This window comes from Paenibacillus sp. Soil724D2, from assembly GCF_001427935.1.
In the GTDB taxonomy this organism is placed as follows: Bacteria; Bacillota; Bacilli; order Paenibacillales; family NBRC-103111; genus Paenibacillus_E.
This window is the reverse complement of sequence record NZ_LMRY01000017.1, coordinates 1-16,091: the sequence shown is the minus strand read 5'-3', so window position 1 is coordinate 16,091 and position 16,091 is coordinate 1. Positions and strand designations below refer to the sequence as shown.

Sequence of the window (16,091 nt, the reverse complement as noted above, 5' to 3'; positions counted from 1 at the left end):
CCTATTCCGTCGTTTGATCGCTACTAAAAAATCTCAAGTCGTTCGCAGATGTTGCTGCATAATGAATCAGGGGAGGATAGCAGAAATGCCATCCTCCTGAATGATCCGTATTGCAAATGAGGTTTCTTTTCTTATTGATTTCCTGATTGGTTGTTATTATTATTTCCTGACTGATCATGAGGTACTGTGACGGTTACAGAAGTAACCTTTTGGTTGCCCGCTTTGTCGGTTGCCGTGTAGGTTATGATATAAATGCGTCCTTTTTCTGCACGTAAACTAAATGAAGTGGCCGCAGTACCGATATTAGCCCCAATGTCACCTTGACCACTATCCGGCTCATTACTGGTAATGGAGGTTAACACCACAGATTCAACGCCTGATGCAGCATCGCTTGAATTCAGCGTGGCATTTATCGTCACCATTTTATGATTCGCCGGCCATATGGACGTTTTATCTAATTGCACGGTAAACATCGGAGCCGTTTTGTCAATCTTGAACTCGATGGTTTGGATCGGTTCTACATTGCCTGCTAGATCCGTGCTGCGATAACCGACCTCATAGTTCCCTTCACCAAAGGCAGGAAAGGAACCGATATAGGTGATCCAATCCCCGTTATTCACTTGGTATTCTGTTTTCGCCACGCCATATACATTGTCACTTACAGAGAAGCTTACCGTTACATCCGACGTATACCATCCGTTGCTGCCATTAGGTGCAGCCGGACTTAAAGATGCAACACTTACGGGTGCAATCTTATCGATATTGCTTACGACAATGCTCGTTATATTGGATACGTTACCCATTGCATCCGTTCCTCTTGCAAACACGGTTTCATTTGCCGAAAGGACAACAGGTGCCGTGTACGCTGCCCATGTGCCATTTGCGCCCACTTTGTATTCTTTCACCGCTGCGTCAGTTGGATAGCTGATCGTTACCGTGACTTTAGAGTTGGTCGGTGCTGTAATATCTGCAGATAAGGTTGCATCTGCTGGTGGTATCCCTGGAACGCTAAATACGTTGAGCTCCGCAGCAGAAGCAAAATTGCCTACGGCCTCGATAGCTTCAAGTTTCACATAAGATGCCGTCGTCTTCGCAAATACAATGCTTTTCTCACTGTCGTCACGAGCCCAGGTACCACTAGCAGTCTGCGTAAAGTTCTCGCCGTCCGTACTTACGTACAAGTTATACTTGGTGATCGTACCGTTCCCCGCGCCAGCTCTCGGCAAGTATTTGATTTGATTTACCTCATAGCTCCGGCCAAGGTTCAACGTTATCGACTCAGGCAAATGCGCAGGGGACCATTTGGTATGCCACAGCGTAGAAGAATCTCCATCGAGCGCGTTCTCTGGATCATCGCCAGGCTGAAAGCTCGACGCAGCTGCCGTCATGCCTGACTGCGGAATAAGCACATTGGGTTCAAATACCGTAACCTTGGTGGTTGCGGATAAATTGCTGCCGTCCTTCGTCGTCGCTGTAATTGTGGCCGTGCCGGAATTCATTGCGGTTACTCTTCCTGTCTGGTCAACGGAAACGACCTCAGGTTTGTCTGAGCTCCATTCCAGCGTCTTATTGAATGCATTTGCAGGTTCCACACGTGCGTTGATTTGCGCAGTATTTCCTTTATTCACAGTTACTTCCTGTTCATTCATACTTATCTTGGTTACAAAGACTCCTTCAACAGGAACGATAGGTCCTTTGTCATCGATACGAATGTTGTCTACGACTAATGTACCGCTCAATTCGGCCTGATTGTTATCAAAGTTTTTGATAATCGCTAAATAGGCATCATTCGTTCCATCTATTGAGATTGTTAGATCTAATTTACCTGTACCTGAATTTAATTTTTGGGTAGCAAGATCGCGCACTAAGCCATTTTCATTGACGCGAACTGCAACGGTGTACATATCTTGCATATCCGCATGATAATCCATGGTTAAATGGTACATATTATCCTTCTTCAGTTGGAGCGTTTGCGGCAGTGTCCGCAGCCATTCACCCGTTCCTTCCTCATTTGTTTTGAGCGAGAAACGGCCATCTAGAACATAGGATTTGATCTGATTTCCGCCCGACTCTACCAAATGTGTCCGAACAGGTCCAAGCTTCGAATAGACGAATGGCCCCCATCCCTCATCGACGTTCTCAAAGTCCTCGAATAAGGTTGCTCCGTTCGCACTCACCCTATTGGTCGGATTTTCCCAAACCCTCACGTCGTCGAACGAAACCGTTGCATTGCCATCCGCAGCTTGCAGGTACAGTGTCGCTGTGTCGCTCACTGCCTCAAATGACGCTTTCAAGCGTTGGAAGTTTGTATTGAAATACTTGTGCTGCTGCGCGAAAAACTTATGTTTCGTATCTACCAAGCTGTTTTCTGCCCCTTGACCTCCTTGACTCACGCCGAGTGTCGCTTTACGTGTGCCGTCTACCTTAACCCAAACAGATGCCGTATACGTTTTTCCTGGCGTAAGTCCGGTGATGACCTGCTCAATCTTAGCGTCATTCGGACCTTTCACTTGCATCATATCATCAGCATTGCTGCTTTTTGCAAATGCGATATGATCTGTACTTGATGCGGATGATGATTTGTGCCATACACCGAACTTCTGACTGTCAAAGCCCACGTCCTTGGCAGGCCCGCCATCTCCCCAAACAGTCTCCGCGTCCACCGGTGCCTGATTTTTATAAAGCACATAACCAATGCCTTTCTCCGCCGTCAATGTCACTTGACCGCCCGTCACTGGTACACTGCCTACAAGCTCGCGTCCCAAATCCGTCAGCTTGTATAGTTGCACAGTCTGCACACTGCTCCATGAAGCCGGTATCGTCCAAGTCGTTGAGCCGCCCTTCGGGTTCCAGTGATAAATTTTATCCTCCTTAACCGGATCCCATGGAATGAATACCGTGCTGTCGCTAATCTCACTGCTATCTGTCATGATCGCCACATCACGTCCGTCTTTGGACAAATGAATTTTCCCGTCTTGACCGCGCGCCACAGAAACATTGCTTTCAAAATCGATGCGATTATTCGTCATTTTTATAATTGGGAAGTGCTGCATATATTTCGTTGGTAAATTGTGATCAAAGAACGCTTCCGTCGTTTTGTTATAGCTGTAAAATAAAGGATTGTTTTGCCAGTATCCAACGCCAACCTGCTTATTGCCTTTCAATAGAGGATTACTCATGAATCCATCCATCACACCGTTACGAATAAAACGAATGATGGAGCTATTATTTCCTTGGTTTGGATAGCCAGGATCCGTACCCCAATGAACCCATGCAGCCTGCTCATGAAGCGGCCCGGCGAACTCAGTGCCCAGCATCCAGCCGTTGCCGTTCACATATTCTGCGAGCTTCTTCGCATTCCAATCGACGCCAGCATAGACGTCAACATAGACAAAGTCGAGGTTATTTCCCGTGTCGCTTTTCAGCATATCAAGACGTCGCTTTAGTTCCCCTGACTCAACATCTTTCGTCTTATCCACGTAATACGCCTGATCGAGCCAGCCCCATCCTTTGCTCAGGGGATTCACCATGTTTTCCATTTTCGTTTGGAAAGCGTCAAGCATGTATTCTGTCGCGTTGATATGAACGCCGCCCTTGATGTTGTACTTCTTGCCTTCGCTAAGTATAAAGTTAAAGTCTTCTTTGCCCCCTTGGCGAATACCGATATGGCCTCCATAATCCGGATGGGAATCGTCATGTCCTTCGGCTTGATAGCCTTTGTGCAGGACAATCTGTCCGAAGCCGTCGGTCAAATGTGAAATTTTCTTCGCGTTATCAAACGTTCGCAAGAATGGAGATGAGGTTGTAGAACCGATGTTCATCGCTATGTACGAAATGTTGTCGCGAATCATTTCACTGCGGAGAGGCGCCTCAGCATGGTTACGATAAGCGATTGCGCCATCCTGCCAGTCGACCGCGCTGTCATTGTTCGCATCCGGCGTAATAATGATTTTAGCCCATGGTAATGGCTCCGCCGTTATTTCCGGCTTCGTACTTCCGTGGTAGGTCCACGCGCCGCTTGACATCGCTGCTTTCTTCGTACCTGTCGTATCGTTAGCGACTTTCACACGAACCTTATCGTTCCCATTCACAACGTTATTGACAATAGTTGCTGCGAGCATATCTGAGTTGAGGAACGCATACGTACGACTTCCGCTGACATTCGTCGCTCCGCTTTTGAGATCGTTATATTCCTCGTTAATGATGTTCCAACCGCCTGTCACAGATACGGCAGTCTCTTGTGCCTTAGGCTGTGTGGCTAGGACGGACACAAGGTCGTGATTCGGAAACTCGATCGTTTTTACTTTCTCTGCGCCTTTTTCCACGATGTTCGTCACGTTGAAGTTCAGCACGTTGTTTTTCAGCTCGAGTTCCATTTCCAGATCTACATTGATTTCTGGGATTTGCAGCGTGTAAGCGGCTGTTTCTCCTTTACTTGCTGTTGCTGCCTTCTTGACGTAGCTCGTCGCAGTCGGATAATAGGATTTTTCGTTGATTTTTAATTCATTGATTCCGTTTAATTGACCATCCATCTCGGCACCGCTGCTTTTCCACACATACTTCTTCACCCTTGGGAATTCCTTATCGATTTCGACAGTCAATTGGTCGGATGTAATCGTATCTGTGAGCGTAATCGGCTTAGGTTCGGGATTATTTACCTTTACCTCCGTTAATTTCACATCGTCGATGAAGATGGTCTTGTTGGCAAACCAGCTGCGAATTCCGATTTGTCCGGCATTTGTCGGTAAACCTGGCAAGGTCGTGTTGAAAACACTGACACCATCGATCCACAGCTGCACGCTGTCATTCTCATAACGAAGTTTAAACGTATACTGTTTATTGGCTTCAAATGTCGAACCGCTTGAAGCAATGTCCCCCCACGTCTCTTGGCCATTTTTCACAACATCCCAGCCCCAACTGCTCGTATCATATTGAATGACGCTATAATTGTCTTTATCCGCATAACGGAGCACTAATCCGAATCGGGTTGGCACTTGGTTGAATTTCAGCTTGACTTCATATTCGCCATTCGCATATTTCGGCGATTCCAGATCGGCGAGAATGACAGCACCTTGCGTTACCGCTTTAACAGTGCCATTATCCGGAGTAAAAGCTGTTGTTCCTTTGACAGCGGTCCATCCGCTTATATTGCCATCGTTGTAATCCCTTGCATAAACGCCATTTTCTAAAGCTTGTGTTGTTATCGAATTTGTTGATAAAAAGCTTGCTTGATCTTGTGTTTGATCTATAGCGAATATGGTTGCTGTTGGGATGCAAGTTTGCAATCCCATGAACACGGTTAACATCATACCGGTCTGTTTGAGGTGTTTTTTCAATTTACATCTTCCTCCCTATTTCCAATGAGTTGACCTTTTACTGCGCTCACTATATTCTTGACATAATTACCTCCTTTTTCTTTCGTGACCATTATATACATTATGTACCATCATTCAGTTACCTTCCCTTCAATGTTAACCATAGTGAAAGCGCTTAACAATGATCTTTTTTGTAGCTAAATTGATTTCTTTTGTACTCGTATGCAAACAAAACCCGAATTCGTCCAATCGGACAAAGTCGGGTTTCGCGTCTCAACAGCTGTTAGGATTTACACTGTGCGATGGCTTGTAAAAAAAGTTCCGCAAACACGGCGTCAATCTTTTTGCCGGATAGTGCACCAATGTGATTCTCCAATTCATTCCATTCGTTTTTCTTCTGATCGTCATCATCTTCCCGTTGAATCTTTTCTATCTTCGATAGCAAGCTGTTCAATATGCCCTGGTTGGTGATCCAGCCTTGTTGGTAAGCATAACGAGCAGCTTCGTCCAAATGGTCAACATCCATCCGTACTTTTAGCAAGTAAGCTGCAAGAGTTTCGTTTCCTGCCGTATCAACCGTTTTTACCTTCACCTCATGTTCGCCAACAGCAAGCGATAACGGACTAAATAAATAAGGGTGGCTTATTGGAACACCGTCCAATTCGAGAAACTCGTTTGCCACGCCGCTCACCGGATCGGAGATATCGAATTGCAGGCTGCCGCCATCGGTCCAATAGACATCCATCCTAACGGTAGGAACGATGATGGGACCTGCAGAATCAATTTTGATTGCTGCCGTTTTAGTTGGCTCTTGGTTTCCGGCATTATCGATGCTGTAGAACCGGATTTGATGTATGCCCTCTTCAGATACAACGATGTTGTTCCCTTCTACAAAGGCGCCACCATCCAAACTGTATAACGTCTTCTGCACACCGCTGCCATCATCGCTTGCCGTCAATGCCACCGTTTGTGCAGTACGCTGCCATTCAGACTTCGCGTTAGTTGTCGTAACCGGCGCTGCCGTGTCCTTTTTAAATGTGACGACATGCGTTTTGCCGAAAGATCCTGTAACCGTAATATTCAGCTTTAAGGAAGGCATCGTCTGTAGAACCGTGACCGTGTCATCGGCACGAACTAAAGTTAAGCCCGCCTTGTTCAGTTCAAGCGAAATCGTGCTTTGTTGCTGAGTCGGATCGGATACGGCTACGGTCAATTCGCTGTCTGTTTCCTTTACCATCACGGATGCCGGATGTTGTGCGGAAATGAAATCAACGGATGCCGGATTCCAGAAATTCACCGCCGTAATACCTAGTTTCTTCTCTCTGACCGCATGTACATCCGTCGTATTACTCAGCACCTCAACATCAGGAGTACTGCTATAAAACGCTGTATCTGCCGTATTTTTATGAGGCAGCATGACATAGGAATACGATGCATTCGATGGCGTTGCCCCGTGTTCAAAGGCCAAACTTAAATAATTTCGCGTAACCGGGGCAGCCGATTGTCCGCTATTAATATCTTTCCATGCGCCGGTTCTCGCTTCGCGCAAACCATACACATTAGAAGCTTCAGGGAAATAATAGCCGATGTCGGAACCCGGCGCATTTCCGGCTAAGTGAGCCCACTTCACGTCTCCCAACGTTTCCGACCAACCGAGCTGGCTCGACTTCACGGTTCCGTTTATCGTGAGCGTGTTATCTCCCGCATCGTTCAGCTTGCGGTTATCGATAATGGTCTCCACCGCTTGCGGTCCGGCTGTCGTGTTCGAAATACCGGAGCCCAATGCGACGATTTCGTCATCGAACATAAACCATGACTTTTTGCCCTGCAGATTACTACCAGTCGATTGCGCAAGTGAGAAATCCATACCGGCTGCACCATAAAGGTTATCGATGGACGAGCCGCCAACCCAAATCTTCGGATTCATGTAGCTTTTCCATTCGACAGGTGTCGTCCCTTTCCCAGATCCATCCGTTGTCGTGCCAGGCAGTCGGAACGAATCTACAGTTGGCCAATAATCATTGCGGTACTGGGTAAGATCGTTATCATATACAAAAGTCATCCCGATGCCCGTATACCAGCCCTTCAAATTCTCGTTATTGCCCTTTTCGAAGGCAGAGATGCGATTTGAGAACAGACTGAGCCCGAAACCATATCCTTCACGTAAATGGACAACTCTGTCCATACCAGCAAACACTTGGTTTTTCAGCAATTCTCCTCGAGGCTGGATCGAAGCATCGTTCATCATTTTTTTGACTAGCGACAGCTCGTAAATCGGCAATCCCTCGTAATAATTGGCATATGTCGTATCCGATTTAATCCATTCTTTGGCCATTCGCTTAATCGATAAAGCTACGTCCGCAGGTGCTCCCTCGGCTAAACGAAGCAAGGTAACAATCGTGCCTCTGGCGCTTCCCGAGCTTTGTCTAGAAATCCCTCTTCCGTTCACCATATCCATAAAGAGTCCTTTATAAATAACCGGTTCAAACGTATCCGATACCCAATCGTAAACATGATTCACATTAGGATCCGTCACCGGCCATGGTGAACCATTCAACAAGAATGTCATATCAGCCGCACGGTTGAGCCACACTGCACCATACCCCGCTGTGTACGCGATGTTGGTGTGTTGAACAAGCGAACCATCCTTATAAACACCGTCTCCTTGATCCGTGTAAACGAATTCCGGCCCGATGGAATCAAGTCCTTGCGTGATCTTCGCACTGTTGCTTCCGATCACACCACGCATCGTAACGACCAATGCTTTATCGAGCAAATTAGCTCCGGTTTCCGTCACATTGTTGAGCGTTCTCTTCTTCGGATCCGGAACGAAACGATCGACAGCTTTGATATACTTGCTTATTTGCGCAGGTATCAAATGATCGAACATCAACACAAGGGTGTCGTTCAGAATTTGCGGCGCTCCGATTTCCCAATCCCACCAATTGCCGTACTCATTTTTGGTTTCATTGTAACGGTTCGCATACATCCAGTCCAAAGCACTGATGATGTCATCCCGCAGCGCCGTATTCTGATACAGGCTTGAGCCTTGAAGAGAATAAGCGAGCGCCATGGCTTTCAGCCTGCCGAAAGCACTAGATATTTGAGCCGAATCCGTTGCGCTGGACAGATCGTTCCACAAATAAGAACGGCCCGCAGCTTTATTGAGTGTATCCCAATGTCCTGTCGCATTACCATTCGTGACGCTTGCAGCTAGTGAAGTAAGGTTAGCAGCAATATCCGGATCAGCCGAATTGTACTGGGTGCCGCCCGTCAATTTGCCATACCATTTCAGACGTAGCTCGCTGTAAGATTGAATCGTTTCAGCAGATTCTACGTTAACTAGACATTGAGCTTTTATTGTTCCATCTGGTGTTGAGACCATAATCGTAGCTGAGCCTACCCCTTCTCCGGTTACTTTTCCATTACTGTCCACTGTCGCTACACTCGGATCACTGGAACTCCAGACAACGGTTTTGTCCGCTGCGTTCGCCGGTGTGAACGTCGGTGTAATCGTTACCGAAGCCTCTTTGGCCATGGAAAAGGCCGTTTGATCTAAAGCAATTCCTGTAATCCCGTCATATTCCTCCAAACTGATATCGTCAAACCATACTTTCCCTTTTCCCGTTTCAAGGAAAGGTTCAATAACCAACTTCGTGACGCCCGCTGGTATCGTCATAAATACTTGCTGCAAAGTCCAATCCTTCGTACCTAACAACTTGGCAGATGCAGGACCATCTCCAACTTTACTCGTGTTATAGTATTGCGTTCTGAAGTAAGCCCCTACACCCGTTACGTTGTCGGTTTTTACCCACACTTTAAGTCTGTAAGATTTGCCGGCCGTTACCGTCGTGACGCTTTGGTTCACAGATACTCGGCTTGTTGCGAAGGCATCGAACAAAATGGACTTGCTTCCTTCATGATACGTGTTTGAATCCAGCATAACATTCACCGTTTTATTCGGAGCTTTCCCGCTCCCGGTTGGAATCCATAACCCCCAGCCAACAGGGACAGGACTTGTGACACCGCTCCAGGCGGCATCCGTTGTTGTGGTTGTCTGCTCGAAGCTTCCATTCGTCATCTGATTCACCGCTGCAGCCTCTGCCTTAAGGATAGCGTTTTCATAAAAGGGAATGTACGATCCAACCAGGCTAAAAATTAAACTGACAGCTAACAGCATACTTACTTTCTTCATTAACTTCACCTCGCTAGAAATTAATATAAAAACAATTAAAATGTAAGACATATCAAGGGATTTGTATATCGACGATATTTGAACTATCTCGTTTTTTTATGAAAGTAGAGAACAAAACCCGACGACGCCAATAAAGAGGTCATAGTCGGGTCTGCGATGCTGCGATTATTTCTTGTTCTTCTCCTTAAAGAAGTCACTCGTTTCTTTGACGTGCTGCTGGAAGCTTGGATCGTCTTTGTACGTTTTTACGAATTTATCCCAATCTTCTATGGAATTCTTGCCGATAATCACGTTCGTGAGCATGTCGTTAAGCTTCTTGTTCCAGTCCGCACCTTTTTCTTTAAATGGAGCTGAATTCATCAAACCATACGTTGGATCCGGGATGGAGCTGATCGAGTCAATCAACTTTTTATTTGCCTCAAATACGTCGCTCGGAATGCCCGATACTTTCGCTCTCAGGTATTTATCAAAAGTACCCGTCACCCATTGGCCGGTCGTATCGCCCGAATATCCTTTTTTCTTGCCTTCTTCCGTTTGCTCGACAAAACCGTCAGGCTTTAATTTGTAATCAACGTCTTGAATACCGTACACTGCCAGGTTGTAACCTTCTAAAGAAGCCGTGTAATCGTAAACTTCAAGAATTTTTTTCAGCTTCGCCTCGTCTACGGATTTCTTATTGATCAGAAATTGACCGTAAAAACCGCTCGCTTGCTCGTAATAGGCTTTGCCGTCCGCCGCTTTCGGAAGCTCAAAAGCAACCAGATTTGCCTTAGGATTCGTTTTTTGCAGTTCAACATTGTATTTGTAGGCATCAACAACGTTAGCGATGGCAAGACCAGCCTTCCCTTGCACGAGCATGTCTTTGATTTGCGCGGTCTTGAGCACAGGGAAGTCTGGCAAGATACCGCCTGATTTGTAAACTTTGTTCCAATTGATTAGTGCCTCTTTCGCTTGCGGCGTCCACCAATATGGCGTCAGGCCGCCATTTTCTTCCTTCCACTTTGTTCCTGTACCGAATAGCGACAACAAATAACTAGACGGTCCAGGAGATCCAGGAAATACAGCGCCGTACGTGTCGGCAGTGCCATTGCCGTCCGGATCTTTCTTCGCGAATGCTTCAAGCACGTTGTAAAGCTCATCCATTGTTTTCGGCGGCTGCAAGCCGAGCTTATCTAGCCAATCTTTGCGGATGAGCAGCGATTCATGACCGTCCAGCGGTCTAACGCGAGGCAGCGAGTAGAGCTTTCCTTTGAGCGATGCGTTCTTGTAAACATTCTCCGGATATTTCGCCAAGTTCGGGTAATTTTTAACATAATCCGTTAATTCCCAAAAAGCGCCTTGATCGATCGCATTCAAGAATGCAGGCGTTGAATTGAAGTCCTCGATGAAGAGCACATCCGGCAAATCTCTGGAGGCGAGCAGTGCATTTAATTTTTCCGATATTTGAGCGGATGGAATCCAACTCAGCTTCAGGTTGACATTTAATTTCTCATTCAGCTTTTTAACCGCTTCCAGTTCGCCCGTTGGAGCTGCGGCGAAGGCCAGCGTCGTAATTGAAATATCCGTCGGTTTTGCAGGCTTGCTGCTTGCTGTGCTGCCTGCCTTTTGACCTTCATTTGATGCGCTGCCGCAAGCCGCCAAGGATGCAGTAAGAGCAGCCGCTGTCATAACAACAGCCAATTTTTTAACCATTGGTTTCATGTGAGGACCTCCCAGGAAAAATATCTTTATACTTACCTCTTCTGCTGTGCGTTTAAGCCAGCATCACCCCTTTCAGAGCTATAAACCTTTATCCTTTCACGGAGCCGACCATCATGCCTTTGACAAAATATTTTTGCAGAAACGGATAGACAATGACGATCGGAAGCGAAGAAATAACGACTGCGGCCATTTTGATCACCTGCGGAGGCACCGTCTGCTCACTCTCCAGCATTGCAGCAATGGACGGGTCCGCCATTTGCGAAGCAGAAACCAGCATCATTTGCAGCAGAACCTGCAGCGGTCTGAGCGTGTCTGTGTTAATGTAGAGAACTCCACTGAAGTACGTATTCCAGTAAGCTACCGCATAAAACAAGCCGAATGCCGCAAGCGCTGAAACGGATACAGGCAGCATGATGCGGATAAAGACGCCAATATCCGAGCAACCGTCGATTTTGGCCGCTTCCTCCAATTCATCCGGTATTTCCTGATAAAAGTTTTTCATTAGAAAGACATACCACGCGCTAGTCAATGCGGGCAGTATGAGCGCCCAAACCGTATCCATCAAGCCAAGACTATCCACTAGTAAATAGTTTGGAATCATACCCGGATTAAAAAGCATGGTCAGCAAAATCGCGACCAAGAAAAATTTCTTTCCTTTCAACCTTTTACGCGATAGGACATAAGCGAGTGCGCTCGTAACGATTAGGCTCAAGACAGTACCGAAGACCGCCAAAAATCCACTGACTCCCATAGCTTTCACGAACGCGTTTGTAGAAAAAATAAATTCGTAAGCCGAGAGACTCCATGTTTGTGGAATTAATACGATTGACTTGCTCATATACTCTGTCGGGTCGGTAAAAGATACAAGTATGACATACAGAAATGGGAGCAAAGTCACAAGCGCAAATATCGTTAGCACAGCGTAGTTGATCGCAGTAAAGAATTTCACGCCAAAGCTTCTATTCATGTTAGTAGAGTCCCTCCTCTCCGAATTTTTTGGCTAAACGGTTGGACATTACAACAAGGATTAGTCCTACCACCGATTTGAAAAGTCCGGCAACCGTTGCATAACCGAATCTTCCTTGCTGAATACCGACGCGATAGGCATATGTATCAAAAACATCGGCGAGATGCGCGACTGGTCCACTCATCATCAAGTAAATTTGTTCAAAGCCTACGTCCATAACTTGGCCCAAGCGCAGGATAAGCAGAACGATAATCGTGCTTTTAATACCGGGAAGCGTCACATTCCTCGCTTGCTGCCAGCGACTAGCGCCGTCGATTTGCGCAGCTTCATATAGCTCTGAGTTAATGCCAGCAAGGGCGGCAAGGAAAATAATTGTCCCCCAACCCGCTTCTTTCCAGATGCTTTGAGCTGTCAGCATACCCCAGAACAAGTTCGGTTCCGTCATGAACTCGATCTTTTGTCCCCCGGACTCGGCGATCAGTTGGTTAATGACTCCGCTGCCTTGACCGAAAATCAGAAAGCAAATCCCAACTATAATGACCCAGGAAAGAAAGTGCGGCAAGTAAATGACCGTTTGCACAATTTTTTTAAAAGCAAGCTTACGCACTTCATTCAGCAGCAGCGCCACTACGATCGGAATTGGGAAGAAAAAAAAGATGTTCAACAGGCTGATCGCCATCGTATTTCGGAACAATTGCATAAAATCGGGATTGGTGAAAAACTCGTTGAAGTATTTCAGGCCCACCCACTCGCTGTCCCAAAAACCTAAATAAGGAGAATAGTTTTGAAAGGCAAGCAGAAGTCCCCACAATGGGAAATATTTAAATAGCAGGAAAAATAATAATCCAGGCGCTGCCATTGCATATAGATATTTGTCACGTTTTATCGCGACGGCCCAATCCTGCACCCACGAGCCTTTTACTCGAATTGCTTTCTCCACTCCAGCTGGTGCCGCTGCCTGGAGCGGTTCCAATCGACTTTGCGACAACTTCTTCACCTCTCGTTCATGTCATTAGCATCTCGCTGCTTTGCATGAACAGATCGTACAATGATCACAGCTTTCCGTACAATGACCAATTCTTGTAGTCTAAACCGTCTGAGGCAAAAAAAGAGAAACCCCGCAGTAATGGGGTTCCTCCGAAGTTTTATACGCTTTTCTTGCTTTAGAACAAGCCTGCGGAACAAAATATGTGCATGCTAATTATCATTATCGGCTCCCCGGTATTGACCCGGCGTAACGCCGATGTGCTTTTTGAATACGCGAATAAAGTTTTTCGTCTGGTAGCCGACTCTTTCGGCAATGTCGGAAACCGACAAATCCGTCGTTCGCAGCAGCTCGATGGACTGTTCAATCCTGATCTTCGTCAAATATTCGATAAATGAAACATCCATCGTCTTTTTAAACAGTTTGCTTAAATAGTGGGAACTCAAACCGCAAATTTGCGCGCATTGGTCAAGCGATAGATCAAAGTGGTAGTTGTCCTCAATGTAGCGAACGACCTTTTGGATTAATTGTTCATGTTCTTGGTGCTGCTTGCCATGAACATAAGCAACAATCGGATCGACCATTTGCAGCTTGAACCATTCGTTCAATTCACGAATTGTGCTTATTTTGTGGATTTGTCCGTAAGGATCTTCGGATTCCGCTTCTCCGAACAATTGCGCCGAATCTAGACCCAACAAGTATGCAGTACGAATTGCAGCGGTTAACAGCCGATAATACGACATTTGAATCAGTTCTGGCTTTTGGACGTTGTCACTCATCGACTTGGCGAATTCGGCCAGCATCCGCTCTGCTTCATCCTGATCGCCCAGGTGCAGGGAATGTTCGAAGTGGGTTTCGATCTCGAGTGGATAGCGGTAATGAAGTTCCGATGTGCCGCCACCGCCCGTGTACGTAATCACCTGATTACCGCCAACGATAATACGAGAGCGAACGGACAAAACCGCCTCTTCATAAAGTTCGGGAAGATCTGTAATCCGTTCGCTCTGTCCACTCAAACCGATCGTCACTGGAAGACGTAGATAATCGGACACAAGCATTCGCAGGCGTTCCGCAAACAATTTAACCTCAGTCTGCCCATCATCCGTTTCCTCGGGGTCGCGGAACAACCAAACAGCGACCTGATCATTCAGAAGATTGATGATGATACCCTCCATCTCTTGCGATTGCAGCAGTTCACCAACAATATTTTTCAAGGCAAAGATGATCAAGTCGCTATCATTTTCTTGAAAACGCGAACCGCTTTCCTGCGGCGGGTCGCAAGTGATGACGAAGACACTATTTTCCCGTCCTGAAGGTACGTCGTATCTGCGTAACATGCCCTCTAACTGATCCCCAGAGTAGTGGAGAAACCGCCCCTGCAACAGCTGCAGTGCAAAGATTTCTCGAACTAACGGTAATTGATCGCTCAGCTGCTGCTGCAGTTGATTGGCCGTGCTGCTCAGCTCACCCCATCGTTTGCGTACGAAGCCAACTTCATCCGTTTCCGAGTCGAGTGCTTGTCCGCCTTTCAAATGGGCCACGAGGTTCTCGATCGGTCGATAGACACGCCGTGTGCCCCATAAAGCAATTAATATGCCTAGTACAAGACAAACTGCAATGATCGTCAGCGTAATCATGGCAATGCCTTTCGATTTGGCGTTCAATTCATTGACCGGCACCATGTTAATATACTGCCATTTGTTATAGGAGGAAGTAATTGGCGTCACCATGTAATCCGTATCTTGAAAAGTGAAAGTAAAGCGCTGCTCAGTTCGCTTTTGAGCAATAAGCTCGACTAAGCCTTCTGGAACGCTATTCCCGCCGCTTGACGTCACGAGGTTGCCATTTGCGTTCAAGATGAACATGAGCTCGCCGCTATAACTGATGAATCGGCTCATAATGTTTTGAAAGAGCGTCTCATCGATACGTATAAACAAAAGTCCAGTCGGATTTTTGGCTAAAAGCGGCACCTTAGATATCAGTGTTACGCCGTTCAGATGATAACCGGGTAAATATGGAAGCGGTCCCGTGACCCAACTGATCTGGTCTTCGGATGCAAGTTCCTTCTGCAAAGCCTGGCGTTCTTTGTCTTCAGTAATTCTGCGGCCACCATAGATTGGCGAAATTAAATAACCTTCGTCCGGTACATAAATTGCGACATCGCTTACTTCTTTGTTGCCATTTTGCAACGCAGATAACTCTCGTGAAATGCCAGAATAAAAGCCGGTATAGTTCGTGCTTTTCAGCTCAGTTAAATTCGAGCTAAAAAAAGTGCCCAGCAGCATTTGAATGGCATTGTTTTGAATGCGATCCAAAGTCGAATCGATGCTGGAGGATACGTTATTCAAGATGCGGACATTCGATTGGTTAACTTCTCTTTGCACAACCGAAGCAGAAAACCAATAGCTTCCAAATCCCACGGCTATTACTGGAATGACAGCTACAAATAAAGACAAGGTAACCATATTGCGAAAAATCGTTTTACGCTGAAATAAGCGCTTCCAACTTTCCTTAAACCATCTACGCATAGCGAACACCTCATCAACAGATTCATGAGCATTGTAATCGGTTGATGGAATAAAATCAACCGGAAAGACCCATTTTGATGCGTGGCAAACATCTGCCTCGTCGGTCGAGCATGAAATATCCGGGTGTTAATGCTTGAGAAGTTGCACTTTGGAGACGGTCGATTTATTCATCCAACCTTGCTCTACATGGAGGAGGTGTCTTACGGGGATCATTCGTTATATATGCTCAATTGAGGTTGCTGGATGAATGAATCTATATTCGTGGTTGAATGATGTTGTAGAAAATGCAACAATTCTATAAAGCCCCCTAATTAAGTTGGACACTTTTAGGCTAAGAAAATACAATGAAATTAGCCGGAGGTTGTTCGTATGAGGGTAAAGCATAGCAAGTTTGACGAAC

6 protein-coding genes are annotated in these 16,091 nt (G+C 46.3%); all 6 read right to left on the bottom strand.

Going from position 1 to position 16,091, the window contains the following annotated elements; genetic code table 11:
* Nucleotides 1–131: 131 nt before the first annotated feature.
* The 6 genes from ASG85_RS16795 to ASG85_RS16770 all read right to left on the bottom strand — a co-directional run bounded on the left by ASG85_RS16795 (nt 132) and on the right by ASG85_RS16770 (nt 15,691).
* A complete protein-coding gene (locus tag ASG85_RS16795; protein ID WP_060647075.1) occupies nt 132–5,336 on the bottom strand; it encodes an endo-alpha-N-acetylgalactosaminidase family protein in 5,205 nt (1,734 codons plus the stop codon).
* 262 nt (nt 5,337–5,598) lie between these two features.
* Nucleotides 5,599–9,510, bottom strand: coding sequence for a polysaccharide lyase family 8 super-sandwich domain-containing protein (locus ASG85_RS16790; protein WP_060647072.1), 3,912 nt, complete (start codon nt 9,508–9,510; stop codon nt 5,599–5,601).
* A gap of 165 nt (nt 9,511–9,675) precedes the next feature.
* The gene (locus ASG85_RS16785) at nt 9,676–11,211 is read right to left on the bottom strand and encodes an extracellular solute-binding protein (RefSeq protein ID WP_057305445.1); all 1,536 of its coding nucleotides are present in this window, start codon (nt 11,209–11,211) and stop codon (nt 9,676–9,678) included.
* An 88-nt stretch (nt 11,212–11,299) separates the two neighbouring features.
* Nucleotides 11,300–12,178 carry a carbohydrate ABC transporter permease gene (locus tag ASG85_RS16780; RefSeq protein WP_057305446.1) on the bottom strand — a complete coding sequence of 293 codons (879 nt, stop codon included), beginning with the start codon at nt 12,176–12,178 and terminating at the stop codon, nt 11,300–11,302.
* A gap of 1 nt (nt 12,179) precedes the next feature.
* Complete coding sequence (locus ASG85_RS16775; protein WP_057305447.1) at nt 12,180–13,166, bottom strand: ABC transporter permease; 987 nt, start codon at nt 13,164–13,166, stop codon at nt 12,180–12,182.
* A 209-nt stretch (nt 13,167–13,375) separates the two neighbouring features.
* Nucleotides 13,376–15,691: an AraC family transcriptional regulator gene (locus ASG85_RS16770; protein WP_057305448.1), complete on the bottom strand. Its 2,316-nt coding sequence runs from the start codon at nt 15,689–15,691 to the stop codon at nt 13,376–13,378.
* Between the last annotated feature and the right edge of the window lie 400 nt (nt 15,692–16,091).

Bases quoted from the DNA above. Each gene is read 5' to 3' on its own strand.
- ASG85_RS16790 (WP_060647072.1), bottom strand. From the start codon at position 9,510: ATGAAGAAAGTAAGTATGCTGTTAGCTGTCAGTTTAATTTTTAGCCTG.
- ASG85_RS16780 (WP_057305446.1), bottom strand. From the start codon at position 12,178: ATGAATAGAAGCTTTGGCGTGAAATTCTTTACTGCGATCAACTACGCT.
- ASG85_RS16785 (WP_057305445.1), bottom strand. From the start codon at position 11,211: ATGAAACCAATGGTTAAAAAATTGGCTGTTGTTATGACAGCGGCTGCT.
- ASG85_RS16770 (WP_057305448.1), bottom strand. From the start codon at position 15,691: ATGCGTAGATGGTTTAAGGAAAGTTGGAAGCGCTTATTTCAGCGTAAA.